Source organism: Bradyrhizobium sp. USDA 4516, assembly GCF_054055915.1.
Window position 1 is genome coordinate 7,670,056 of record NZ_JBSRXT010000001.1, and the last position, 25,575, is coordinate 7,695,630.

23 protein-coding genes and 1 tRNA gene are annotated in these 25,575 nt (G+C 64.0%); 7 read left to right on the forward strand and 17 right to left on the reverse strand.

Going from position 1 to position 25,575, the window contains the following annotated elements; genetic code table 11:
• Positions 1-59: 59 nt before the first annotated feature.
• Positions 60-1,760 (forward strand): Na/Pi cotransporter family protein, encoded by a 1,701-nt coding sequence (locus tag ACVI1L_RS35300; RefSeq protein WP_456784991.1) that lies wholly within the window; start codon positions 60-62, stop codon positions 1,758-1,760.
• A gap of 49 nt (positions 1,761-1,809) precedes the next feature.
• Here ACVI1L_RS35300 and ACVI1L_RS35305 read toward each other — a convergent pair whose 3' ends face one another.
• From ACVI1L_RS35305 to ACVI1L_RS35335, 7 genes are all read right to left on the reverse strand, one after another.
• Positions 1,810-3,609: a M23 family metallopeptidase gene (locus ACVI1L_RS35305; protein WP_456784992.1), complete on the reverse strand. Its 1,800-nt coding sequence runs from the start codon at positions 3,607-3,609 to the stop codon at positions 1,810-1,812.
• Between the two features lie 198 nt (positions 3,610-3,807).
• On the reverse strand, positions 3,808-4,146 hold the full coding sequence (locus tag ACVI1L_RS35310) for a lipid-A-disaccharide synthase N-terminal domain-containing protein (protein ID WP_016845896.1): 339 nt from the start codon (positions 4,144-4,146) through the stop codon (positions 3,808-3,810).
• On the reverse strand, positions 4,146-4,919 hold the full coding sequence (locus ACVI1L_RS35315) for a glycosyltransferase family 2 protein (RefSeq protein WP_456785649.1): 774 nt from the start codon (positions 4,917-4,919) through the stop codon (positions 4,146-4,148). The genes ACVI1L_RS35310 and ACVI1L_RS35315 overlap by 1 nt, the downstream gene beginning before the upstream one ends.
• 84 nt (positions 4,920-5,003) lie before the next feature.
• Positions 5,004-5,849 carry a phosphatase PAP2 family protein gene (locus ACVI1L_RS35320; RefSeq protein WP_229191481.1) on the reverse strand — a complete coding sequence of 282 codons (846 nt, stop codon included), beginning with the start codon at positions 5,847-5,849 and terminating at the stop codon, positions 5,004-5,006.
• A 1-nt stretch (position 5,850) separates the two neighbouring features.
• A complete protein-coding gene (locus ACVI1L_RS35325; protein ID WP_375166482.1) occupies positions 5,851-7,596 on the reverse strand; it encodes an ArnT family glycosyltransferase in 1,746 nt (581 codons plus the stop codon).
• An 82-nt stretch (positions 7,597-7,678) separates the two neighbouring features.
• Positions 7,679-9,805: a penicillin-binding protein 1C gene (gene pbpC, locus ACVI1L_RS35330; protein WP_245311369.1), complete on the reverse strand. Its 2,127-nt coding sequence runs from the start codon at positions 9,803-9,805 to the stop codon at positions 7,679-7,681.
• 68 nt (positions 9,806-9,873) lie between these two features.
• Positions 9,874-15,081 carry an alpha-2-macroglobulin family protein gene (locus tag ACVI1L_RS35335; protein WP_456784993.1) on the reverse strand — a complete coding sequence of 1,736 codons (5,208 nt, stop codon included), beginning with the start codon at positions 15,079-15,081 and terminating at the stop codon, positions 9,874-9,876.
• A 286-nt stretch (positions 15,082-15,367) separates the two neighbouring features.
• On the opposite strand from ACVI1L_RS35335, the gene ACVI1L_RS35340 reads away from it, so the two are divergent.
• Positions 15,368-15,444 (forward strand) — tRNA-Arg (locus ACVI1L_RS35340).
• 361 nt (positions 15,445-15,805) lie between these two features.
• Here ACVI1L_RS35340 and ACVI1L_RS35345 read toward each other — a convergent pair.
• Genes ACVI1L_RS35345 through ACVI1L_RS35360 form a run of 4 tightly spaced genes read right to left on the reverse strand, consistent with a single transcriptional unit; the run spans position 15,806 to position 16,960 of the window.
• Complete coding sequence (locus ACVI1L_RS35345; protein WP_456784994.1) at positions 15,806-16,033, reverse strand: hypothetical protein; 228 nt, start codon at positions 16,031-16,033, stop codon at positions 15,806-15,808.
• Between the two features lie 13 nt (positions 16,034-16,046).
• A complete protein-coding gene (locus tag ACVI1L_RS35350) occupies positions 16,047-16,310 on the reverse strand; it encodes a hypothetical protein (protein ID WP_456784995.1) in 264 nt (87 codons plus the stop codon).
• Entirely contained in the window at positions 16,307-16,738 is a 432-nt protein-coding gene (locus ACVI1L_RS35355) for a hypothetical protein (protein ID WP_456784996.1), read from the reverse strand. The genes ACVI1L_RS35350 and ACVI1L_RS35355 overlap by 4 nt, the downstream gene beginning before the upstream one ends.
• A gap of 15 nt (positions 16,739-16,753) precedes the next feature.
• Positions 16,754-16,960, reverse strand: coding sequence for a hypothetical protein (locus ACVI1L_RS35360; protein WP_456784997.1), 207 nt, complete (start codon positions 16,958-16,960; stop codon positions 16,754-16,756).
• A gap of 84 nt (positions 16,961-17,044) precedes the next feature.
• Between ACVI1L_RS35360 and ACVI1L_RS35365 the strand changes: the two genes are divergently transcribed.
• The 5 genes from ACVI1L_RS35365 (at position 17,045) to ACVI1L_RS35385 (ending at position 19,270) form a co-directional block, all read left to right on the forward strand.
• The gene (locus ACVI1L_RS35365; RefSeq protein ID WP_456784998.1) at positions 17,045-17,242 is read left to right on the forward strand and encodes a hypothetical protein; all 198 of its coding nucleotides are present in this window, start codon (positions 17,045-17,047) and stop codon (positions 17,240-17,242) included.
• 37 nt (positions 17,243-17,279) lie between these two features.
• Complete coding sequence (locus ACVI1L_RS35370) at positions 17,280-17,723, forward strand: hypothetical protein (protein WP_456784999.1); 444 nt, start codon at positions 17,280-17,282, stop codon at positions 17,721-17,723.
• 114 nt (positions 17,724-17,837) lie between these two features.
• A complete protein-coding gene (locus ACVI1L_RS35375; RefSeq protein WP_456785000.1) occupies positions 17,838-18,188 on the forward strand; it encodes a DUF6173 family protein in 351 nt (116 codons plus the stop codon).
• 108 nt (positions 18,189-18,296) lie between these two features.
• Positions 18,297-18,557 carry a hypothetical protein gene (locus tag ACVI1L_RS35380; RefSeq protein ID WP_456785001.1) on the forward strand — a complete coding sequence of 87 codons (261 nt, stop codon included), beginning with the start codon at positions 18,297-18,299 and terminating at the stop codon, positions 18,555-18,557.
• Between the two features lie 341 nt (positions 18,558-18,898).
• Positions 18,899-19,270 carry a hypothetical protein gene (locus ACVI1L_RS35385; RefSeq protein WP_456785002.1) on the forward strand — a complete coding sequence of 124 codons (372 nt, stop codon included), beginning with the start codon at positions 18,899-18,901 and terminating at the stop codon, positions 19,268-19,270.
• A 42-nt stretch (positions 19,271-19,312) separates the two neighbouring features.
• On the opposite strand, the gene ACVI1L_RS35390 is transcribed toward ACVI1L_RS35385, so the two are convergent.
• The 6 genes from ACVI1L_RS35390 to ACVI1L_RS35415 all read right to left on the reverse strand — a co-directional run bounded on the left by ACVI1L_RS35390 (position 19,313) and on the right by ACVI1L_RS35415 (position 25,032).
• Positions 19,313-19,975, reverse strand: coding sequence for an SPRY domain-containing protein (locus ACVI1L_RS35390; protein WP_456785003.1), 663 nt, complete (start codon positions 19,973-19,975; stop codon positions 19,313-19,315).
• Complete coding sequence (locus ACVI1L_RS35395) at positions 19,972-20,571, reverse strand: ATP-dependent Clp protease proteolytic subunit (protein ID WP_456785004.1); 600 nt, start codon at positions 20,569-20,571, stop codon at positions 19,972-19,974. Before ACVI1L_RS35395 ends, ACVI1L_RS35390 begins: the two co-directional genes overlap by 4 nt.
• Before the next feature lie 69 nt (positions 20,572-20,640).
• Positions 20,641-21,771, reverse strand: coding sequence for a hypothetical protein (locus tag ACVI1L_RS35400; protein WP_456785005.1), 1,131 nt, complete (start codon positions 21,769-21,771; stop codon positions 20,641-20,643).
• A gap of 442 nt (positions 21,772-22,213) precedes the next feature.
• A complete protein-coding gene (locus ACVI1L_RS35405) occupies positions 22,214-23,065 on the reverse strand; it encodes a hypothetical protein (protein WP_456785006.1) in 852 nt (283 codons plus the stop codon).
• 13 nt (positions 23,066-23,078) lie between these two features.
• Positions 23,079-24,443, reverse strand: coding sequence for a DNA-packaging protein (locus ACVI1L_RS35410; RefSeq protein WP_456785007.1), 1,365 nt, complete (start codon positions 24,441-24,443; stop codon positions 23,079-23,081).
• The gene (locus tag ACVI1L_RS35415) at positions 24,430-25,032 is read right to left on the reverse strand and encodes a hypothetical protein (protein WP_456785008.1); all 603 of its coding nucleotides are present in this window, start codon (positions 25,030-25,032) and stop codon (positions 24,430-24,432) included. The genes ACVI1L_RS35410 and ACVI1L_RS35415 overlap by 14 nt, the downstream gene beginning before the upstream one ends.
• Positions 25,033-25,575 lie beyond the last annotated feature (543 nt).

A 25,575-nucleotide genomic window follows, 5' to 3' on the forward strand; every position in this document is an offset into this window, starting at 1 on the left:
CCAGTCGATAGACGATACCTATGTTCATTCGACTCGAATTCGCCGGGATGCCAGGAAGCATGGGAAGCATTGTTCTGCTCGATCTGATGGGGGGCGTGGCGCTCCTGCTGTGGGGCCTGCACATGGTCCATAGCGGGATTCTGCGCGCCTTCGGACCGGATTTGCGGCTGCTGCTCGCCCGGGCGCTGCGCAATCGCTTTACCGCCCTTGGCGCCGGCCTCGGCCTGACCGCCCTGCTCCAGAGTTCGACCGCGACTGCCCTGATCACCAGTTCCTTCGCCGCCGAAGAGATCGTCAGCCTGGTGCCGGCGCTCGCGATCATGCTCGGTGCCAATATCGGCACCACACTGATCGTGCAGGTGCTGTCGTTCAACGTCGCCGCCATCGCGCCGGTCCTGTTCATCGTCGGCCTCGTTGCGTTCCGCAGCGGGCCGCGCTCCCGGATCAAGGATCTCGGCCGCGTCTCGATCGGCCTCGGCCTGATGCTGCTGGCGCTGCACATCCTGCTCGATACGATGGCGCCCGCCGAGAATGCTCCGGGCGTGCGCGTGTTCCTCGGCGCGATCACCGGCGATCCCGTGCTCTGCATCCTGATCGGCGCCGTCGTCACCTGGCTGGTCCATTCCAGTGTCGCCAGCGTGCTGCTGGTGATGTCGCTGGCCTTTTCCCAGTTCATCTCGCCCTATGCCGCATTTGCGCTGGTGCTCGGCGCCAACCTCGGCAGTGCCATCAATCCGCTACTGGAGGGCGCGCGGCGCGACAATCCGGCGAGCTACCGGCTGCCGGTCGGCAATCTCGTCAACCGCGTCGTCGGCATCCTGCTGGTGGCGCCGTTCCTGCGCCCGATCACCGAGATCATCTACGCCTGGCAACCCGATCTCGCCAAGGCGACTGCGCTGTTCCACATCGCCTTCAACGTTGCGACCGCGCTGCTGTTCATCGGCGTGCTCGACCACATGGCGCGGCTGCTCGAGCGTCTGCTGCCGAAGCGAGCGCAGGAGACCGATCCATCACGGCCGCGCTATCTCGACGAGAGTGCGCTGGAGACGCCTTCACTGGCGCTGGCCGATGCGGCCCGCGAGGTGCTGCATATGGGCGATCACACCGAGGCCATGCTGCGCAAGGTGATGGCGGCGATGCTGACCAACGATCGCGCCCTGGTTGACCAGGTGTCGAAGATGGACAACACCGTCGACCGGCTGAACGAGGCGATCAAGCTTTACGTCACGAAACTCACCCGCGGCAGCCTGGACGAGCGCGAGGGCCAGCGCGCGATGGAGATCGTCGCGTTCGCGATCAATCTCGAGCATATCGGCGACATCATCGACAAGAACCTGAGCGAGCTCGCGACCAAGAAGATCAAGCATCGCCTGCAATTCTCCACCGAAGGCGCGGAGGAATTGTCGGCGTTCCACAAGCGCACGATCGACTCGCTGCGGATCGCGTTCGGCGTGTTCATGTCGGGCGATGCCAACGAGGCGCGCAAGCTGCTCACCGAGAAGGCGGCGCTGCGCGCGGCCGAATTGGCCGCCGTCGAGCGCCATCTGGAGCGCCTGCGCGAAGGCCGGCCCGAAACCATCGAGACCACTTCGCTGCATCTCGACGTGCTGCGCGACCTTCGCCGCATCCATTCGCACATCTGCTCGGTCGCCTATCCCGTGCTCGACGCCGCCGGCGAGACCGCCGCCGATCGCGAGAGCACCACCATGGAAGCGACCGACGTTGCGGCGCCCGTGCCTTCGAGCTCTCCGGGCTTCTGACCCCGGCAAGGCCCGCCGCGCCGGCATGGCGTGATGCGATCTGCGCTCGCTATGTCGGCGGCCGATGTTCGGAGCCGAAACGCCGCGGCGGAAGCGCGGAGATGGCAGCGAGTTGGTCGATGCTGTCACGCTGGCGATCGAAAGCCCCGAGCAGATCGCCTTGCAGCAGCCGGCCGCCCGACAGCTTCATCCGAAGCGGATCGACGTTGCGGCCGTTGATCCGTACCTCGTAATAGAGGTGCGGTCCGGTCGAGAGCCCGGTCGATCCGACAAAGGCGATCGTCTCGCCCTGACGAACGCGGTCTCCGATCTTCAGGCCGGGCGGGAAGCTTGCGACGTGGGCATAGGTCGTCTCATAACCGCGGTCGTGCCGCACGCGGATATATTTCCCGTACCCGCGTTCGTACCCTTCGGTCTCGACGACGCCGGCGCCCGCGGCCGCGATGGGCGACCCATAGGGCGCCGCATAATCGACGCCCTCATGGAAACGGCGGTCGCCAAGGATCGGATGAATCCGCCAACCAAAGCCGTCGCCAAGGCGGCCGGTCACGACCGGCTTGCGCAACAGGAATTTGGTGATGGACTGGCCGGTCTCATCATAGAAATCGGAGCTGCCATCGTCCGGCGCCGTGAAGCGATAGTACCGGCGGGACTGTCCGCCCGCCGTCAAACCGATGAAGACCAACTCCGGCTGACCGATGTCGTTCGGCGCGTAGATGATCTCGGCCACATCGGCGTCGCCGAGCGGCTCGTCGAGATCGAAATCGCGGCCACAGAGCCGCATCAGTTCAGCAACGATCCCCTGGTCGACGTGGTTGGAGCGCGCAAGCGCGTCAAGGCCGTCACGCAGTGTTTCGCCCGGAACGGAATGCGTATCGATCGACTCACGCAGCGGGCTCTCGCTGCGCGCGGCGATGTCGGGCTGTTCGGGCGCGATCGGCTGGTATTGGCCGCCATCGGTGCGACCGACGGCGGACACATCGGAGCCGGCGCGTTCGATCGACACCTTCGCGACATGGCCGCGCGGCGAACCGGCGTCTTCGCCTTGTTCGATGACCGTGATTTTCTCGCCACCGGACAGCGTCTCCAGAGCGCCAGGCGACGGGAAAGCGGCCAGGATCGCCGGCGCGTCCTCCGCGGCCGCCGCCAGCGCCCGCAGAATGGCGGCCAGCGTGTCGCCGCTTCTCGCGATAATGACATGTCGGCGGTGACGCGACGACGTAGGCGACTTCGGAAGGTTGGTGACGTTGACAGCCTCGCCGATCGGAGCCGGCGGACGCGGCACGTCTTCACCGTCAGCATAGGCGCTGGTGCCGCCCGGCAGTGGGCGCCGCGCTGGACCTGTCCGTATGATGGCTGGCAGCTCCGACAGCAGGTCGCGTTGCGAGCCCGCTCGCGCGTCGTCCTTTTCGTCTCCCCGCGCTTCCTGGTGTGGCTCGAGATCGATCTCCGCGAGCCGCGCTGACACGCGGGTAAATCGACGGACCGCGCCGGCATCGCTCAGCTGCTCAATCTTGAGCGCAGCGGAATTGCCCTGCGGGCCGAGCCTCCGGTCGAGACGATCGCCGCGTCGCGCCTCGTCAACTACCTGCCCTGCGAAGCGCGGAAGTGACACGACCGGCGCGGCTGCGAATCGCGCGTGATCGCCAAACGCCCCGCGAAGCGCGCCGGCAAGAAGAGCGACGGCGGCGGATCCGATCAGAATCGTCCCCGCCATCCAGCGGAGGCTGACGGCGCGCCGGTCAGGCAATTTGCGCTCGCCGGTCAGCGGTGGCTCGTCAAGCGACGGAATATCGCGGACGCTCGATAGATAACCACCCGCTTTCGTCGCTTCGTCACGGCTGGTCATCAACGCCCCTCATCCCCTGGGGCACGGTCTCGAGATGCCGCCACGCCCACGGCAAGCCGTAGATGCCATGCCGCTTGGGGCGAATGTTTGACCTTGGTTCAGATTCGGTCGCAATTGATCCCGGGCTGAGCCCGATGCTGGAATCTATCGAGATTCCCGAACAAGGCCTACCGCTCGCCGCTCCGACGATGACGGCAATCAGCTATCGAGCGTCTTCGACCCGCGGCCGCGGTTCTTCACGATCAGCATGATGTTGCGGATGTAGATCAGCGTGGCCAGCCCCTGCCCGATGATGATGACGGGCTCACGCTTGGCAAGCCCGTAGATCAGCGTCATCAGGCCGCCACCCATCGAAAAGAACCAGAACGCCATCGGCACCACGCTCTGGCCGGCGCGTTCGCTGGAAATCCACTGCACGAGGAAGCGCGCGGTGAAGAACAGTTGCGCGATCAGGCCGAACGCCAGCCAGAAGTCGAACTTGGCGATGAACACGTCGTAGAGATAGGCGCTCAGCGCCTGACCGTACTGAATCAGCATCACTTCACCTCGGTCACGCCTGGCACGCCAGCGACATCGGGCACTTCAGCGACCACTTCAGTGACGACCGGCGTCGGCTTCTTGCGGCGGATCAGCCACCACACGCCGGCGAGATCCATGATCCCGATCCAGAGCCGGTCGAAAAATCCATAGTTCGACACGCCGGAATGGCGCGGCCGGTCGACGACGTCGACATAGGCAATCGCCAGCCCCTCGCGGCGGACCAGTGCCGGAAGAAAACGATGCAGCCCGTCGAAGTAAGGCATCGCCAGAAACACCTCGCGCGGAAACGCCTTCAGGCCGCATCCGGTGTCGCGGGTGCCGTCGCGCAGGATGATGCCGCGCACCGTGTTGGCGATGCGCGATTGCAGCTTCTTGAAGCCGGTGTCCTTGCGCCCGACGCGCTGGCCCGCGGCGAGGCCGACGCGGCCGTTGCCGCTCTCGACCGCCGCGATCAGGTCCGGCAGGAAGGCGGGATTGTTCTGCCCGTCACCGTCGAGCGTGGCCACGATCGCGCCGCGCGCGGCGCGCACGCCGCTGCGCACGGCCGCCGACTGGCCCGACGAGACCGCGTGGCGGAGCTGCCGGAGATTGGGCCGCCCGGCCATGACCGCGCTCAGCCGCTCGCCGGTGGCATCCGTCGAGCCGTCATTGACGTAGACGATCTCGTAGGCCCAGCGTCCGTCGAGCGCGGCCGCGATCTCGGCGATCAACGGCGCGATATTGTCCGCCTCGTTGCGCACGGGCACGACGATGGAAACGGCGACCGGCATCTGGTCGGGAGCAGGCAAATCGGCACTCGTGGTTGGTGTTGTCGGCGATGGAACCAGCCCGATCCGGCCGTCGGGCGACCGCTTTTATGGGGCGAAGGCGCTCCTCGCAACCCTTTTGAGACGCCCGTCCGACGGTCCTGACAGCGCCACCACAGTGCCGTCGCGATGAATGGCAAAACCAAGGCGGCGGGCGGCGAACCAGTAGCGCACGACCATTGCGCCGATCACCCCGACCAGCGCGCCGGCCACCACGTCGCTCGGATGATGCGCCAGCAGCACGAGCCGGGTCGCGGCGATGACCAGCGCGTAGACCAGCATCGCGAACCGCGCGCCCGGCCACACCGCGGACACCGCAAAGGCAAGCGCGAACGCCGTGATCGAATGTCCCGACGGAAAGCTCGAATAGGCCTCGGTACCGGCGAAATGCTGGAAGTTGAAGGCATTGGCCTTGCCGCCGACAAAGGGCCGCCCGCGGCCGACGATCCACTTGATCAATTCGCCGACAGCGACCGAGAGCACGACCGACAGAAACAGGTATTGCAGCCTTGTCCCGAAGCCAAGCAAGGTGGCGCGCGGCACGCCGCGCAGCGCAGGCGCCGCCAGCGCGACCACGATCAGCAGCAGGCCAAGCGCGCACAGCACATACTCGTCCTTGCCGAAATCGGTGAGCGTCTTCACCCACCAGAGACCCGGCGTGCCGCGTGGCGGCATCAGACTGATCTCGGTGACATCGAACGCATACATCAGCGTGATGATCACGGCGCCGACGATGACGACGAGCAAAAGTCCGTGGCGCGCGGAGCGGCGAGCCGCCTCGGCACGGCGCGAATGCGACGGTGCCCGCACGAGCTGGGCAAAGGACAGCCAAACCAATGTCAGCAATCGTCCGAAATAGTTGGCGGATTCCGGGGTGGCTGGAAGCGCCGGCATGTCATTCCGTCCCTTCGGAACGGAAGATCGCGATCGAGACCGCCTTGCCCTGCGAGATGTTGTAGCCCTCGACGCGCACCGGCGCGTTGTAGCGCAGGCCGATCGCCTCGGCGCGCTGCACGAAGGCGCGCTCCGAGCGCTGTTCGACCAGCGCGAAGCGGCAGGAGCCCTGCCCGAGGAAATCCGCGGCGCCCGATCCGTCGGTGAGCAGCGTCGAGGTATCGGTCATGAACACGAGGCTCGGCTCGTGGAAGCCGGCGGCTGCCGCCTTCGGGCCGACGCAGGTCACGTTGCGCAAGGCGCGTGCGACCTCCTGGCTCGGAAATACGGTGGTAAGCCGCGGCAGCACCACACCATAGGTGCCGGCTGCCATCAGCGCCGCGGCAATCACCGCATTGAGCAGCGAGCGCTCGGCGCGGCTGTCCTCGAACAACCACCACGCGATCAGGCCGAACACCATCGCAACGGCGAACAACGGCCAGGCCGGAAACACCGGCTGATGGATCGCCTTGATGGCGCCGACGATCACCAGCACCGCGCCGAAGGCGGGGATCGCGAACCACCAGGCGGCGCCCCGCAACAGCCACGGCGAGCGCGACAGCACGCGCCGCTCCAGCGCGCCGACGGTCAGGATCGCGATCGCCGGATAGAGCGGCAGCACGTAATGCGGCAGCTTGGTCAGCACGGCCTCGAACACGATCCAGGACGGGATCAGCCAGGCCAGCAGGAACTGCGCACCGGGCTCGCGCCGCGCCCGCCAAACCGCAGGCGCCGCCATGCCGGCGAGCGGCGCACCGGGCCAGAACGTGATCCAGAACAGCAGCAGATAGAGTCCAGGCGGCGCGCCATGGGATTCCTGCGCACCGAGCTTGCTCAGCATGTCGCCGCCGACCGAGTCGGCAAAGAAGGTCTCGCCGGCGCGCAGGAAGATCAGCACGAACCACGGCAGCACCAGCACGAGGGTCCACATCAGCCCCCAGACCGGGCGCATGCGCCAGAACCAGGCCGCCGATCGATCGAGAATCGCAAGCCCCGCCATCGCAAGGCCGACGAACATCAGGATCAGCGGCCCCTTGAGCAGGATGCCGACCGCCAGTGCCGTCCAGAAGACCGCGGGCGGACCCCATGAAGGGTGTGCGGGATCCTCGCCGCGCTGCCACGACAGATAGACTCGCGCCATCGCGCCCATCGCCGCGGTGACGGTCAGCAGCAGCATCGCGTCGGTCTTGGCGAGCCGCGCTTCGACCCCGAGCAGCACGCAGCTTGCCATCATCAGGGCGGCCAGCACCGCCCCCTGCCGCGTCACGAAGGCCAGCGCCGTCCAATAGGTCAGCAAAACGGCGCCGATGGCGCCGATCAGGGACGGCAGGCGGTACACCCAGATGCGGACCTGGGCGCGCGGCACCCCGAGCGCGGAGACGGTCTTCAGCGCAGCCGCCTGCATCCAGTAGATGCCAACCGGTTTCTTGTAACGGACGTCGTCCTGGAAGCGGATGTCGACGAAATCGCCACTCTCGACCATCTGCTTGGTCGCCTGGGCAAAGCGGACCTCGTCACGGTCGATCGGCGGGATGGTGAAGAAGCCCGGCAGGAACAGCACCAGGCAGGTCAGCGTCAGGAACAGGATCGAACGCCATTGGCTGGCCGTTGCGAACTCGAACGCCATGAACAGCCTGCGGCTCGAATGCGCAGGTTTTACAGACTGTTGCCCTGCTCCGAAGCGCCGGGGTTGGAGGCCATCCACCATGGGTTTCGCATACGATGAAACCGCAGCGCAAACAACTGTGCTGTTCCGCTTTCCGACCGTGCCGCTTCGCTTTCCCGTGCGATCATTGCACGCGGATCACAACGGTATCCGCGGCCCCCGTGGCGTCGATCACGGTGAGCCGCGCGAAGCCCGGCCCGGGCGGCTCGATCAGGCGCTGGCGCCGGCTGTCGATGTCCCCGGCTGAGACACCATTCACAAGGACCGTCAGCGGCAGCACCCCGCCGGCGACCTTGACCGGCAGCGCGGCATTGCGGCCGCCCTCGGATTGATCGACATCGATGCGCGAGCCGTTCAGCGGAAACTGGATGTGCGGAGCCTGGTCGTTGCCGCTACGGACCAGTTCGCCGAGCGGCCGGAAGCGGCGCAGCGGCGGCGGCAGTTTCGCGTTGGATGCGACCAGCACGCCGCGTGGCGGCTTCGGCAATGCCGCCGGGATTTTGCCGGTGCGTGCAAAGGCGTCGAACAGGATCGGCGCCGCGGCGGTGCGGCCCACCAGACCCGGCACCGGCGCGCCGTCGGGACGGCCGACCCAGACGCCGATCGTGACGCGGCCGTCGAAGCCGACCGACCAGGCATCGCGATAGCCATAGCTGGTGCCGGTCTTGAACGCGATCCGGTTGTGCACGCCGTTCTCCGGCGGCGGCGTGCCGAGCAGGACGTTGCCGACCTGCCAGGCCGCAGCCTGATCCATCAGCCGCATCGTGTCGCGGCTGTCATTCTCCTGCATGATCTCGCGCAACGGTTTAGTCGCGCCGAGCCGTGCCAGGCCGGAATAGAGCTGAGCGAGATCCTGCAACGTGATGCCGACACCGCCGAGACCCATCGCAAGGCCCGGCGCCTCGTCCTTCGGCAGCACGAGACTGGTGCCGGCCTGCTTCAGCCGCGACGACAGCCGGCTGGCACCGACCCGGTCGAGCAGCGCGATCGCCGGCACGTTGAGCGACAATTGCAGCGCCTTGCGGATCGGCACCGTGCCCTGGAACGTCATGTCGAAATTTTCCGGCGCGTAGGTGCCGAAGCGGATCGGCCGGTCCTCGATCAGGCTGTCGGGATGGACAAAGCCATCCTCGAAGGCAAGGCCATAGATGAACGGCTTCAAGGTCGAGCCCGGCGAGCGCACCGCGCGCGTCATGTCGACCTGCCCGGCCCGCCGCTCATCGAAATAATCCGCCGAGCCGACGCGCGCGAGCACGTCGCCCGTCTCATTGTCGACCACGACGATCGCAACCGAGACGTCAGGCCCCTGCGCGATGGCGCGGTCGCGCGCCAGCGCCTCCAGGTTCCGTTGTAGCGCGGCGTCGAGCGTCAGCTTGATGACGGGCGCATCCTTCATCGTCGCGATCGCCTGATCGGACGAATGCGGCGCCAGGATCGGAATCTGCTTGCGCATCTTCGGCACCGCCGTCGCAGTGGCCTGCGCGGCATCGTCCTTCGACACCACGCCATCCTCGACCATGCGCTCGAGCACGCGGTCGCGGGCAGCGTGGGCGGCGTCCGGGTAACGATCGAGCCGCCGCCGCTCCGGCGATTGCGGCAGCGCCACCAGCAGCGCGGCTTCGGCGAGCGACAGCCGCTTCGGCTCCTTGCCGAAATAGGCGATCGAGGCGGCACGGATGCCCTCGAGATTGCCGCCGAACGGCGCCAGCGCAAGATAGAGATCGAGGATCTGGTCCTTCGAGAGCTGCCGCTCCAGTTCGACCGCCCGCACCATCTGCCGCAGCTTTGCGTAAACCGAGCGCTGGTGGCGCGGCTCGATCAGCCGCGCCAGCTGCATCGTGATCGTCGAACCGCCCGAGACGATATGACCGCTGGTGAGAAGCTGGAATGCGGCGCGCGACAGCGCCAGCGGATCGATGCCGTGATGCTCATAGAAGCGCTTGTCCTCATAGGCGAACAAGAGCTTCAGATAGGTGGGATCGACTGACGTCTTCGCATCGACCGGCAGCCGCCAGCGCCCGTCCGTCATCGCATAGGCGCGGAGCAGCTTGCCGTTGCGATCGATCACCGTGGTCGAGACCTGCTGCGCCTTGTCGAGCGGCAACGGCCCGAGCGAAACGATCCAGGCGGCGAAGGCGCCGGTGATCGCAATAAGGACGACGGCCATTGCGGCCGCGACGCGGAGCGCCAGCCGCCCGCTGCGCTTGTCATGCCCGGGCTTGACCCGGGCATCCACATCCTTCGTTCGCATGGACGCGCCTATGAATGGCCGGGTCAAGCCCGGCCATGACGAGAAGAGTTTGCGCCGCGCGTCCTTGTTCATTTCGCCGGCTTCACCTCAACCGCACCGGTTCCGCTGCGGCCATAGCGCGAGGGATTGTACATGTCCTCGACATAGGCCTGCGGCAGCACATATTTGCCCGGCGACACCGCGCGCACGACATAGGCGACCGTAAACACCGCTTTGTCGTTGGCGCCCCGATCGATCGCCGCCGTGAAGCGGTCATCGCGGAACTCGGTGTTCTTCGGCTCGACGCCGTCCTCGATCCACGCGAGCGTGCCGGAATCCCCCGATGACACCAAGTTCGGGTTGTCGATCTCGAGCCCGGCCGGCAGATAGTCGGCCACCATGATGTGACCGAACTCCGGTTTGGCTTCCGTCACCTTCAGGACAACCGCGAAGCGGTCATTCTGTTTCGCCTTGGTGACATCGGCCGGCTTGCCGTCGAGCGTGAAATAGCTGCGCTCGATCTTGAAGCCGTTGGAGGCCGCCGGCTCCGGCGTGACCGGCGAGCCCGACACCGAGATCACCGCCTGCACCGGCGCATCGCCGGTATTGGTGATCCTGAGCGGCTGGCCGGTCATCTCCTCGGCCTTGTAGCTGCGATAGACCGCGGTCTTGACCGGCTGGCCGTTGATGTCGAGCGCCAGCGTCTCCTTGGCGAGCGCCCGCGCCGCCAGCACCATCCACGCATTTTCCTGCGTCGAGGTGTAGGGCGACAGTCCCCGCGCCGCCTCGACCCGCAGCACGGCTTGGGTCAGCGTGGTGCGCGGTGCATTGCCTTCGCCAGCGAGCGAGACCAGCGCAGCAGCATCGCGCAGCGCCGAGCCGTAGTCGACCCGGCCGAACTCGATCACGGGTTTCGGGTTCAGCGCATCGAGCGCGGCACCATAGACCCGCTCGGCCCTCGCCTTGTCGCCGACCAGCGCCAGCGCCGCCGCAAGCTGGGCCTTGGAGATCGGGGTCGCCAGATTGTTCAGCTTGGTGTCGGCGAGATAGCGCAGATCACCGATCGGCGCCGCGCCGTTGCGCGCGAGCACATAGAGGCCGTAGGCCAGATCGCGGCCGCCGTCCTTCTCCGGCTCGTTGGCATTGACCACCGAGTTCCTGACGCGGTCGAGCGCGTTCTTGAACAGCACGTCCGGCACCGCAAAGCCCTTTTCGCGGGCCCGGGTCAGGAAGTCTGTGACGTAGGCATCGAGCCAGGCGTCGTCGCCGCCCGCCGACCACAGGCCAAACGAGCCGTTGGACCCCTGTCGAGCGAGGAGCCGCTCGATCGCGTCGCGGATGCGCTGGTCGACCGCGGTGTCCATCGCAAGATGGGCACCGGCGGCGAGATCATTGACATAGAGCAACGGCAACGCGCGGCTCGTGATCTGCTCGGAGCAGCCATACGGGTAGCGGTCGAGCGCTTTCAGAATGCTCGCGGCATCGAGCGCGGTCGACAGGCTCGCCGAGACCGAAACGCTGCCGGTACCCGGCACAAGATCGGAGAACATGTCCGAGGTCAGCGTCAGGCTTTCGCCCTTCGCCAGCGTGCGGATCGAACGGCGCGCCAGAACCTGGGTCGCCGGCTTGACGTCGAGCGCATAATGCCGCGCCAGCGTCAGCCCGTTCGGCCCGGAGATGTCGACGTCGAACTCGGCACGTCCGGCGCCGCCGGCCTCGAGGCCCAGCGACAGCGAGGAGCGCTGCTTGGCGGCAAGCTTCACCGTCGTGGTCGAATTGCCGGAAGCCTTGATCGGGCCGCTCGCCTTGACGCTGATGGCATAGTTGCCGGCGGCACCTTCGACATTGTCGATATCCATGCTGATGGTGCCCTTGTCACCGGTCAGCAGGAAGCGCGGCAAGGTCGCGGTCACCACCACGGGATCGCGCACGATCACGTCGACATTGGCGCGGCCGACCTTGGTTGCGCTCCACGCCACCGCCATCACCCGCGCGGTGCCGGCAAATTCCGGGATATCAAAGCTCACCTCGGCCGTCCCGTCAGGCCCGACCGTGAGGATGCCGGAATAGAGCGCGAGCGGCTTCTGCGTTGGCGGCGAGCCCTGCAGCTCGGCGCCGGCAGAGTCGCCGCCGCTGCGGATCTGGCCGCGGGTACCTTGCATGCCGTCGATCAGCTGGCCGTAGAGGTCGCGGATCTCGGCGGTCAGGCGGCGCTGGCCAAGGTAGTAGTCGTCCGGCGCCGGCGGCTTGTAATTGGTCAAATTGAGAATGCCGACATCGACCGCGGCGAGCACCACCTTGGCATCCTCGCCGGGATTGAGCCCGCCGAGCTTGACCGGGATCTTCAGTGTCGAGCCCGGCCGCACCAACGCGGGCGGCGACAGTTCGACGGCAAGCGTGCGCGCTTTCTTGTCGATGCCGAACCATTTCAGTCCGATCGCGCGGCCGGGCATGCGCCCGGCGGCGGCATCGAGCGGACGGCGCAACGTCGTCATGACATACGCGCCGGTGCCCCAGTCCTTGCCGACGGGGAGCTTGACCTGCCGGGTGCCCTCCGTGACGTCGACGCTTTGGGTGGTCAGCAGGCGGTCGCCAAGCACATAGACCGTCAGCTTGCCTGACGTGCGCGCATTGACCGACACGGTCATCGTGTCGCCCGAGGCATATTCCGGCTTGTCGATCGAGGTTTCCAATAGATCAGGCGTGTCGGCGCTGCCGTCGGAATACCAGCCGACGTCGAACTGCACCGAGGTGACGGGGCCGTCGGCGTCGGTCGATTTCACGTCGAGCCGGTAGCGGCCGGGCTGCGGCTGGAAGGCCAGGCGCATCGGCTTGTCGGCCGCGAGGTTGACGTCGCCATCGGCGACGCGGCGGGTCGACTTGACCGGCTCATACTGCCAGGACGAATTCTGCCGGTACCACTGGTAACGCGACTCCAGCTTCAACAGCTCGTAGCGCAGCCCGTTGCGCGGCAGCTGCTTGCCGTCGGGCGCGACGAACACGACGTCGAACTCGGCCTTGTCGCCCTCGGCCACGCTCTTGTCGCCGAACAGCGGCTTGACGCCGATCAGCGAGGCGCCAGGGGCCACCGGCAGCACGATCTTGCGTTCCACCGAGCGGCCGCCGGTCTCCGCCATGCGGATGTAGATCTGGGCCTCCTGTGGCCGCGTCGAGGTCGGCACCTTCTCGAGCTTCACCGGAAAGGTCGCCGCGCCGTTGGCATCGGCCTCCGGCAGGTCCTCGATCGGGGTCCGCTCGTTGCTCGCGGTCTGCTCGTCGTCGACGCCGAACTGATAGCCGGCATAACCGGGCCGGCCGTTCGCCGCGGGCGCTACCAGCATGTCGCCCTCGAGCTGCAGGCCCGAGGCCGGCGCGCCGTAGAGGAAATGGCCGGAGACCTGAAGCTCCACTGGAACTTCAGCTTTGATCACCTTCTCCTTGCTGGTCAGATCGAATTCGACCCGTTCGGGAATGTAATCCTCGACCATGAAGGTGGCCTCGCCGACCGACGAGCCTTTCGGATCGGTAAAGACGCGGGCGCGCCAGGTGCCGGTCGGCACCGCAGAGTTCAACGCCACCGCCAGCATCCGGCCGCCGGCGCCCTGGTCGGGCAGCACGGCGCGGCGGAATTCGACGCCGTCGGGGCGCTCGATCACCATGGTCAGCGGCGTCCCGGTCAGGGCATTGCCCTGCCCGTCGCGCAACAGCGCGGTCAGATAGACGGTCTCGCTGGAGCGGTAGACGCCACGCTCGGCGTAGACGAAGGCGTCCGCGCCGGCCGGGATCGCCCGGCCCGCGACGCCGCGGTCGGTGAGGTCGAACGCATTGGTCTTCAGGCTCAAGAAGGCATAGTCGGCCTTCTCGCCCATGACAGTCAGCAGTGCCGGCGACAACCCGCCCTCGCCCCGGGCCAGGCCTTGCTCGAACAGCACATGGCCGGCGGCATCGGTCTTGCGCGTGGCCAGGATCTCATTGTTGCGGGCGACCAGCTTCACGTCGGCGTTGGCGACCGGTTCGGTCGAAGCCAGCGAGTTGACGAAGACGTGGATACCGTCATTGCCGGAAAAGGCCGACAGGCCCATGTCCGAGACGATGAACCATTGCGTCGCCAGCGTGCCGTCGTCGTCGGTGCCCGGCCCCTTGGCCGCGGCGGTCATGACATAGACACCGGGTTGCAGGTCGCCGAGCGCCTGGTCGACCGGAAACGCCGTGACGACGTCCTGGTTCAGCGTGGTCGCTGTCGCAAGCTCGCCGGACCACACCTTGACGCCGCGCTGGTCGCCGAGATCGGAGAGCTGGTAGCGGCTCAGCGTGCTCTGGAAGTCGCTGTCGATCACCGTGTTGATCAGGTTGCGGTCGCCGATCCGGAAGACGTCAACCTTGACCGCCGGCGTGTTGACGCTGACCACCGGGATACCGCGCTGTCCGGTCCGCGGCAGCACATAGGCCCGCCCGGTGAACCGCACGAACGGCTTGCGGTCGCGGACATAGATGTTGAACTCGGCCGATTTCGGCAGGGTCTCCTTGACAGTCGACGGCAGGCCGGCGCGCAGATTGATGTTGTAGCGCTCGCCATGCTTGAGCCCGTCGACGCAGAGCTGCTGGCCCTCCGCCGACAAGGCCGGCTTGTCGGTGCCGGCGAGCGCGAGATACGGCGCGAAGTCGACGCGCTTGGCGAGTTCCTCCGAGAACTGGAAGCAGGCCCGCGGCGAGGCGGCGTCGGAATCGACGGTATAATCGAGCAGCCGGAAACCGTGCTCGTCGCGCATCTTCTCGTACTGGCCGCGGACATCGGCGACCTCGCGCATGTCGAGCGACAGCCGCAAGCTGTCCAGCGCCGGGCGCCACAGCTTGCGCTCGGCAAGCGCTTTGCCGAGCACGGCGAGCGCGTCCGCCTCCTCGCCCGCATTGCCGGCGCGCTGGTAGGCGATGTAGGCGGCGGTGGAGGCGCGCTCCATCAGGAACGTCTGTTCGCTGGAGCTCGCCGACCGGATCTGGAAGATCGTCCTGGCGAGGCGCAGCCAGTTGGCGCCGTCCTCCGGCGTGGTCGCCGCGATCTGGCCGAGGATCTGCAGCCCGCCGCGGAAATCATTGCGCTTGAAGGCGGCGTCGGCGTCGGTGCGCAGGGTCGCGGCCGACTTGTTGACCGCGCCGGCCTCGTTCTTGATCTGGGCTTCCAGCTTGATCGCGGAATCGGCGAGATCGTCGCGCTTGAAGGCCTTGTCCGCGGCCTGGGCGCCCACCAGGGCGAGCAGCAGCGTGGCGCATATCGTGGCGGCACGAACCAATCCGATCATGATGGAGCTCCTGAACGCCCCGCGGTCGAACGCCGCGTTGGGGCCAAAAGTGCGCGAAAAGGTGACGGAGTGAAGGCGCGGACATGAACGGACGAAAACGTCGCAGATCGCATTGCCGACATTCCTTTGACCACCCCGGCGGCAGCGTCGTGCGGCTCGGCAGGCTGGACAGGCCAACGCAGGGCGGGCGCCCTGCTCGCCTTTGTCGTTCGACCACAAAAATCGGTTCGGACGGACTTGGCGGAAAGGCGGATTTTTCATATTGGCGGTGCTACAAGGCCGCCACGGTCCCGTAGCTCAACTGGATAGAGTAGCGGATTTCTACTCCGCGGGTTGCAGGTTCGAATCCTGCCGGGATCGCCAGTACTTGTGCCGATAAAATAAGGGTTTCTTGCAGTTTCGGCTTCGTTCCAGCGTCCGTTTTCGTGTTGCAAGACCTCGCAAGCCAATACTAGCAAAATCAACGCATTGCGGACGGCTACAAATCATTCCACGCAACACGGACGCAACACGGCGGTTTTGCGTTTGTTCTGATATTCTGCGGGTGGGCTGACGCACCAGGAACAAGGGGCAATGCCGGGAGTCATCATAAGCTCCCGCGATAGGTTGCCCCCCGACCGGGAGTTTAAAGCGGCCTTGGCGTTCCCCACGCCAGGGCCGCTATCCAGGTTTTTGGAGTGAACGCCGCCGGGCGTGTATTTCTGAGACCGGCGGCGTTTTTTCGTCAGGCCCGATCGCGAGGGTCGGGGCGGCGCACCACGGATAGCACCGGCCGCGGCAGTGCTGTTGCCTCTCGCGACTGAATGGCCCGAGCATGCTCAACGATGAGCCACAACACGCGGTTCATTTGATCTAAACAGGTCTCCGCGTCAGGGGCGGTCGTTAGCACGCAGAGCAGCGTGGCGTGGCTGATGATGGCATCGCAGTCGTCGATCGTGTTGTTAGCGATCATTCTGCCACCCTCCCTAATTCGCCCAGGCTGTGGAGGCCGGCACGATGAGACCTAAGGCAGCCTCTCCGCCGTCGCTGAGCATCGCCTGCGCGGCCTGAAAGGAAGCCTCGGCGGACATCGTGACCTTGAGCACAGCGAGCTGCTCACGGTTTGCGCTGCCGTCACTGGCCGGTTGCGTGATGGCAAAGACCAGTCGGCGGTTGGGGCCGATCCGCTCCACCCGTGCCAGCGCCTCAACGAAGATCTCCTGAACGCCATATGTGTCGAGCGGGCTCATGCTGCTGGCCCCCGCTTGGATGCTGCCCCAGTCATGTTGCGGAGGCCGTTGAGGAGTCTGTTTCGGTCATGGGGTGTCAGTTGCCGGAACAGTATCGCCACCTCCTGCGACTGTGCTTGCTCCACCTCGGGCGTCGTAGATCTGGCGTCCCGCACGGTGCGCAGCAGGCCACTGAGGCTGCCGTACAGCACCCAGTCGGTGCTGATGGCGTGATTGACGCAGAAATCTAGCATGGCGCGATCTGATCGACAGGCCTTCGACACTTCGGCGCCGTGGATCAGGCGTTCATCGGCGATCAGCTTCAGGCGACGCCTGATATTCGCGCTCGACGTGCTGCCGTCCTTCTGAAGCCGCTTAAAAGCGTTCTCATGCGATTGCTGGGATTTGATCTTCTCGATCTTGCTCTCAAAATCCTGTGGGGTTGCCATGGTCGCACACCCCCCTCACGCCAATTCCAGCTCGGGACGGACAGCGGCGCCACCGTCGAGGGTCCGCGGCCGGAAAGCGGAGACGAGCGCGCCGTTCGCGTCGCGGCCGGTGTAGACCTCTATCGCGCCATCATCCTCGATGGCCTTGAAGGCAGCCGCGACGTAGGGGTCGCGGAACAGAGAGGACAGTTTTGTGCTATGATTTGCGGTAGCTCGGGCCATTGGCTAACTCCCTGTCGGCCTGGGTTAGGGCCGGATTGGAAGTTGACGCTTCCGTCCGGCCTGATTTTTTGATACCAGTTAATCATGAAGAGCGCAAGAAAAAATGGTACCAAAAAATCAAGAGGCAGACCCGCGACCGGCGTCGGCACGCAGATCGGCGCGCGATGGTCGCCCGAAGTGCTTGATGCAATTGACGATTGGCGCCGCCAGCAAGAAGACCTGCCCGGCCGACCTGAGGCTATCCGCAGGCTGGTGGAACTGGGGTTGAAGGCGAAAAAGTAGCCCCATAGAATCCCCGCTCCTCCAGAAGGAGCCGCCGATGCCGATCTACCTGGTGCGGACAATCAAAAACAAAGACTTGGTCGGCATCTTCGCCGCACCGAACGTCATGGAATTGGCCTTTCTGATCGATGAAGCGCTGGATCCGGACGCGTGTGAATATCAGCGGCTCCCGCCCGGTGGCATCATGTGGGAAGAAAAGGCCGTCGCCATCCCGATTGAGCCCGGCGACGAAGCCGAAGACGACGAGGAAGAGGAAGAGGACAAGAGCGACATACCTTGGGAAGGCGCCCGCTTCACTGAAGTCTGGGCCATGTCCGTCTATGGTGTAGGTAAGGGCTCCCGATGGACGAAGATCGATCTTACGCTCGAGGACATGTACGGCGTCGATCCCGAGACGCCAGAGCCCGAACCGCCGCCAAGGCCGGCTCGACCGAGACAATCAGCAAGAGTGCTGCCGTTCCGAAGGCGTGAAGCAAAGTGATCAAGTTGGATCGCCACTGGCACTGTGAATAATCCGGAAAACCTTCAATTGCGCGACTTGCGAAACAAGTCGCGTGTCAAATTAAGGCCGGATCCCGAATCAAAGGAGATGTCCGTGGACCGCTTCCCGATTGCGTCCGCGCCACCGGTAAACCCGATGGTCGACTACATTCGTAGACAAAACAACCAGGCGGGCAACGCCCAGGAGCGCCTGTTAGATCTGATCCACGCATATCAGTCGCGTATGTCGGACGATGCAGAGATCGGCATATCAGTCGTTGGATCCGCAGCGTCATTTAGATTGCGTGCGATCAGCGTGTCCAATCCTGATATTCTCATCTTCGACGGTATCGACGATAACGGAAACGAGGTTCGGCTGCTGCAGCATCATTCACAGATGGCAGTCCTTTTGGTGTCGATGCCCAAGTTGGGCGCGGAGCCGGCATTTAGAATGGGCTTCACGTAGATCATCCACTAACGCTGGGCGGGTTGACCAACGAATAGGGCTTTCGTAGTTGGCCGGACCAATTCCTAGCGGCTTCACTGCGCACGCGATCGGCGCGATTATCGGGCCATGCCCTGGCGCCGCAAACCAGCTCGTCATCTCCGCTACTGGTCCGGTCCCGTCGATCGAAACGCCGGCTTCAAGACGGTGTTGGTCTTCTGCGTCGGATGTCAGCATCACAACGGTCGGCTGAAGCTGGCCGATCTTCCGGACTGGGACTGGTACGATATCTCGGCGCACCTCAAGTGCACTGCATGCGGCAGGGTCGGCTGGGTCGATACGCGGATGGACTGGGGCGAGGTGATTAACTTCGCCAAGGGGGTCGGTTGATCTCGAAGGGTTTCGAAGCATGTTCAGCAGGCGCGCTCGCTAAAAGATAGCTCTTGCGCTCGACTCTCGGTTGATTCAGGATTCCCGAAGGCCTTCCCCGGGAGCTAGACGACGATGGCAATCATCGGCACTGTGGCTTTTCTCTTACTGGTTGGCGTGGCAATGCTCGCTAGAGCGCGCCTTAAAGAGCGCGCTTCCTACCGCCAGCAAATGACCGATAACGCGTTGCGGTCCATGGGCAACTAGGCAGGCCCTTTCTAAGGGCTTACTTCCCATGCCCCCTTGCTCTCGCCATCAGGGTTGCGAGAAACTCGCAAGGAAGAAACAAGGGGGAAGCGAGCATGCCGCAAGCTGTGAAGAACGGTCTGAAGGCCACGGCTGATATCAAGACCGGAAAGATGGAAATTGCTCTCATACGGGACGACAAAGAAATTTGCGTCACCGACATCGATTTGTCGGAAGTTTGCGCAGCGGCTGCAACGTTGCTAGCTACGGCAACACAAGCATGTGAGCAGATGCCGCCGCAAAATATCATTCCGACGATGTCGATTGCGCCGACAGGATACAATTTCGGTCAAAGTCATATACCAGGCTGTGACAACCTGATTTTTTACTTTGGCCCTTCTGCATTGGGAATTGCCATCCATCGCAGTCAGATGGCGGCAATCGGACAACGACTAATTGCTCTGAGTGCTGGTGGTCAGCGTCAATAGCCATTTGCGCTCATATCCTCGTTGTTGAAGACGACGAAGCCATTAGACAAACCACCCAGGCGTAAAGCCACTCGGAACTGCGCCGGAAAAGCTCCTCGCGCCGAAATTGGCTGTGTAGACGTCGTTATTCAGACCGAACCCTACGGCGGGAATTACCGGCCCCGCCGGAATTGCTACGCCGTTGAGGTTGGTGGCGGGGTCGCCGGCTGCGGTGGCACCATTCCAAGCCCCACCGTGCGTGACGTTCTTGAACCAGACTTTTCCGTTGTCGATATCAACAGCAATCCCGATCACGTCCCCAACAGAGATGAGTCCGAGGTTGTAGCCAGAATATCCAGCGTCGTTCCAGATCTGACCCTGTGGAATATTTCCCTGGAACAGCATTGTCGCATTTGTCGGGTTGGCCAAGTCGCCGACAGTCGCCGATGTTGACGCGATCCCGATCTCTCCGCCGAAAAGAAAGCCGCCCAGAGAGACCCAAGTTATTTCGAAGTAGACCTTGCCGGCGGTCTTTGCCTCACTAAGGAATACGAAGACACCGCCCCCGCCAGGTGCCGTTCCAGTCGCGGTCAGATTGTGATTACTCACCGTCGCATGAAGTGCCGTAGATGGATCGAAGTTCGCGGTGCTCCATCCGAACGAACAGCGGATGTATGGCACCGCCGTGAATTCCACTGCGTAAATGTCATCGACCCGCTTGTTCATGCTCCTACCTCTGCGATCGAGTGAACAAAGCCGTTGGCCAGAGCCTCGGTCGCATTCCAGGTGCGATTTTCGGCAATCCACGCGCGCGCAGTCTGCTCAGTGACGCCTAGACGAGCCGTAAGCAGCGAGGTTGTCACGTCGTCGGTATCGCAAAGGCTTTCGTTGATCGCATTTCGGTCTTCCGCAGATAGAAACTGCACAGCCTTGAATCGTTGTTCGGTGTAGCACCTGACAGCAGCATGGACTAACACCTGTCCCTCTGGGACAATGGTTCGAGCGTCTGCCGACAGCGCGAGAAGTACCGCGCTCGAGCTGCACCGGCCGGTGATCCGAGCCTCAACGTGCCGCGGGTGAGCCAGTAGTGCCAAGGCAATCTGTAAAGCATCATCCGCCACCCCACCTGCATCGTCGATATTCAAGACAATGCTGCGATCGTGCGATTCGTGAATCGACAGCACATAGGCGGCCACATCGCGGCGCGGCACTTTCCCCATTGCGTAATCGACCGCCGAAGGCGGCTTATAGAAGAACTCCAGAACAAGTGGAGTTCCTGCACCTTGCGTCCGGCATGACGGGTTGGGGAATTGCGGGAGCACGGACGGGCACCGCCGCGGGGCGGCTGAAATCACGATAATTGTTTCGTCGCTTGTCGATGTCATCTGTGGCTAAGAGCCGATCACGCCCACGAAGCCCCCGCCGCCGCCGCCCGATGCTCCATCATCGAATGCGCTGGCCAGAAGCCCGATGTAATAATGATCGAGGCTGGAATTGGCGTTTGCGAATGCTCCAGATGCGCGGCTGATGCCATAGCCGCTGGTACCCCAAGGGTCTGACGCGCGATGAGCAGCGTTGCCCAGTGTCTTGAAATAAGCGCTGATGCTTCCTGCACCCGGTGTGAACACGGCGCCGATTGGCTGGTTCGCGGTCGTAGAGTACGGCGAAGAGAACATCTTGTAGAAGAAGCCGCTATTCGACGAGAGCGTCTTTGCCACGATGGACGCGGACTTCTGCACGGTCGGTGTGCCCAGCGGATCACTGTAAAGGTTCAGCGTAACATCGTTACTGAATGTTCCCCAGCCGTACATGCCGAAAATCTTCATCGGCACGGGCATCTGATAGAGCTGCCCGTACTCCTTTGTTGCAGAGCCGCTATTCCAGAATTTACTGCCCATGGTGGACGTGACGTCACCGCCCTGAATCCATCCGGTGGCACCATCGGCGAACGTTATGAGGACATTCGGAATAGATGCGGCTTGGCCAGTGTACGAGCTGCCATTGTACGTCGTCACCGTAGGCGACATGATGCCTACGGTGGCGGGGCCAGGTAGATCAATGCGGACTATGTCAGAGCCACCGCGCGCGGTCATCTGGATCACGAAGGCGACGAGATCGCCGTGAGCGATTGTCTTGGATCCGGTCGTCGGCACGCTGGTCTGCCACGCGCTATCGGTGATTCCACCACCGCCGCCAGCAAACACGGCTGCAACATCGAGTGTGGCGACGCCCGCCGAATTAACGGCGCGTCCAGGTTGACCATTGCCGGTATCGACGGCAGCAAGTCCTACCGAAACAGAGGTGCTTGGGCTGACGAATGTAATACCATCGGAGCGCCAACCAATCGATGACGACCCGGTCGTGTCGATCGTATGTGAGCCTTGATCTGACGTTTCGATATGACCGATGCAGATCACTGCCTGGTTGACCAGGCCGGCGTTAAAAGATCCAAGCCCATTGATCGGGTTGAAGTTCGGGCTAGGGCCGAGAAAAGCCGGTCTAGCGAGCGTCTGAAGCGTCATCTTGTCTAGTGGCTCCTAAGCGTGGCGTTGGATAGCGATACAGCGTCGAACGTCGTCGGTGTGAAACCACCGCCGGCCGGAGGCTTGGGTGTCGGCCGGGCAAGAATTTGCGGGCTACAAAACATCAAAATTTCTCCTAATGGAGCTAGGCCCGACATCATCGAGGCCATCTGCTGCGCGCGGCCCCGGACCCCGGCATCCCGCCGGAGTCCGGTTACGCGCTCGAGAGCGGGGTGGGATTAGGTCCCGCTCGATCGCAAGGTTTTCGCCGGAAGCTCGGCAGTGATGGTGGCCTTCGGCCCCGCAGGGCGCGGCGCAGTTTGCTGCGCGATGCCGGCCTTGACGCCGGCTTCTGTGGCGCTGGCGAGCGCATCTGCTGCCGCTCGCTGATTTACTCCGGGAGGAAGTGCTTTCGGGATAGTCATTTATTGTCCTTTCGTGATCAGGCCGCTTTGCGTTGGTTGAATTCGTCGAGAGTTGCCGCCTCGATGCCGGTGGCGAGCTCATCAGCGGTCGGTTCACGCTCAACACCGTGCTCAAGATCCACCACGCGACCGCGACGCAGCCAGGCCACTTCCTGACGTCGCTCGATTGGCGCAGCGGCGGTGTTGAACTGCTCCAGAGTCATGCCGGTGTCGATGCGGGCACTGTCGCGTCCGGCCTCGACTGCTGATGTCGCCACGCTGATCGCGTCCTCCAACTCGGCGATGTCATCGATCAGCGAGCCATGCACTTCGCGCAAAACCTTCTCTTTCAGCACGGCTAGATGGCTGTCAGCCACACCCGTCAAAGCAGGCGTTGCCTCGATGATGGCCGCGCGGACCTGCGGATCGAGGTTCTCTGCCCTGGTGATCTTGTCGCGCTCGGCCTGCGGCAAACCACGGAGCCAAGTTCGGATCTCCATCTTCGCAATGGCTCCAGCGGCGTCTGCCGGATCGGCTTTCGGGAGCTGAAGACGGCTGCGCATGTCATCGAGTTCTTGCTTGGCTCGCGAGATCGCGCGGCGCCCCTGATGGAACACAGGCACGGCCTGGTTCAGGATGTGGCTACGGTGCTGATCCTGTCGGCCCTGATCGGTGTATCGAGTATCCGCGTGGAGCTGCTTGCCGATGTTCTCGGCGACATCGACGGATGACAGAGCGTCCAGGTAGACCTTTTCCAAGCGCTCGATGGTGGAGTCGGGTTTTGGTGTCAGCGTCCACATCCGGATTGCCTGGTTGGATCTACCAGGAACGTCTGCCCGCAGGATCTTGCGCCGACCCTTGACGCCGAACTGCTCGCCAATCGAATTCATCGCGTATGTTCTCCTATCGTGACGTGGCAAAACCGCCGGCCAATGGGCCTTCGGTGATCTGACCGTCGAATTTGCTGGTTGGTTTGCGACCGTATGAATCTGCGTAACTGACTCTTTGATAAACCATCTGTGAGGCGCAGGCGGCCCGCGGCTTCGTCATCAGCTCAGTCAGAGCCCACACCAGCGCATCAGCACGGTCTGGCGAACCTTCACCGAGGTAACCCTCGCCCGTCATCGCAGCGAGTTGGTCTTCAAGCTCAGTGAAGTTGCTGGCGTGACGAACCCTGCCCTGCTCGTACAAGGCCGCGATCGGCTCAGCGCGCTGGATCTTGCCGCGCGATGCCGTCACTTCGCGGTAAGGCACGCTGGAATCAACCGTGCGGATGACGTGCTGAACCATCGCGCCGCCGAAGTTGCGCTCTGCGACGATCCGGTCAGCCTTGAATTCGTGGAAGGCAGCCACTGCACGGGCGCCCCAGATGCCAGGCGATGCCTTGATGGTGCGATCGGCCAACACATAGCCGAAGCCATCGACGCCGAGGCCGGCAACGACAATGCCGACGGCATCGCCGCCGTCATTTTGGCCCGCGGTGCCCGATGGATCGATCGCGACGACCACGCGCTTGAGATCTGGAACAGTGCCAGTGAACCGCGCTCGCTCCAGCAAGTCGCGGGCCCAGAGAGCCCCCTGCACGTCCTCAAGCAGTTCTGCGTTCAGCTCCTGCCGACCTAGACGCGTGCCCTCATAGCGCGCTCTGATGGCATCCAGGAATGGCCCAGCAAGGTTAGCTGCGTTCTCGAACGTCGAGCCGCGCGTAACGACGACGTCCCTGCGCTCCAGCAGCTCCTTGATGAGCTTGAGCGGCCTCGGCGTGGTGGTGGCAATCCAGCGCGGGTGATCGCCAAGGCGAAGACCGAACTGAAGCATTGACCATGCCGCAGCCGGATCATTCCAAGCCGCCAATTCGTCAGCCCAGGCGAGGTCGAACTGCGGGCCGCGGAGGCGATCGGCCTCCTCGCTCGAGAAGGTGTGAGCCACGGCCCCATTGGGCCACGTCAGCTTGCGCTTCGAGGGCTCATATTCCGGCCGGCACCAGTCGGACGAGATGGCCAAGAGGCCCGATTCGCCCTCCACCATCGTGTCGCGGGCGTCGGCAGCGGTCGGGGCAATCATCGCCACCCGTCGCGCCCTGCCCGTCTCGACCTCTTCCTTGACCCACTCGGCGCCGGTCCTGGTCTTGCCGAACCCACGGCCCGCCATGACCAGCCAGCCGTTCCAGTCGCCATCCGGAGGTAATTGCGACGGGCGCGCCTTCGTGCGCCAGCCGCCATCGGCCAGCGTGTCGGCAAGCTGTGCGGCCAGGCTACGCTGCGACATGGTCGATTACCTTCGCAGGGAGAGCCGCTGGTGCGTTGGTCGCATCCAGGTCCCGAAGTGCCAGCACCACGGCTGCACGCGCGTCAGGATGCGGCGCAAGGGCTCGGAGAATGGCCGCCTGCACCTTCATGAATGCCGGGTGATCGCTGATCAGCGCGACGTTGTTGGTGATGTGGTAGGTGTTCGACCTGGCAAGGTCGCCGAGTTCGCCGCTAACCCGTGCAATCGTCTCGAGCGTGGCCGTCAATCGGCCAGCGACGTAGGCAGCGCCGCGTCCGTCGCCAGCCTCAGTCATGTTGGCCATGACGCCCATCAGCACGGTGCGCACAGCGTGCAGGTGATCGAGGACAGAGCCGCCCGTGTCCGCCGCCTTCGCCGCCAGGTCCTGCAACTGGACAGGCCCGGCCAGATAGCCGGCCTTCATCTCGTCGCTGACGTGATCCCGGTAATGCCGGTGGATCGCGTCGCGGTGGACGCCGAACTTCTCTGCCAGGCTATCGAGGCTCGCCCCACCAGCGCGCAATAGCTCAATGCGCCATCGTTCATCATGGCGGCAGACCTGACAGCGTGGGGAGCGTGTGACGCCCATGGGCAGCGTGACTTTCCAAGTACATCCGTTGGAAAGCCCGCTCCGCTTGCGCGGCCATGGGCACATCGGGCGAACCCGATGCGGAGAATCTAGCGCGAAAATCCGTCGCGATTCAACAGCCGCGATTACAAACGTCTACAATCGACGCAACACCGCAGCAACACGCCCCGCAAATCATTGAGATGACTCGCCGATTTCGTGACCCACGGATGAGATATCCGATACTCACGCCAATTGGCGAATAGTTGCCAGCGCAACAACTGCAGACGTGCGTCGCAGGCAGCAGTTGGTTTTGCCTGATGAGATCCTGGCCTTGCCGCCCTGGTTACGGTGGTTACGGTACGGGTTACGTTACGGTTACGGTTCAAACAGGTTACGGGGTTACGTTACGGTACGGCCCCCTATAAGGGGCCGTAACACGTAACCAACCTCGGCCCGTTTTCGTTGACGGTGCGGAAATGCCTTAGCTTGAACTGTCCCGCTATCCGTTCCTGATCTGGTAGGTCATCGGGAATGGAGAAGAGGCCAGAACCGACGCACCAC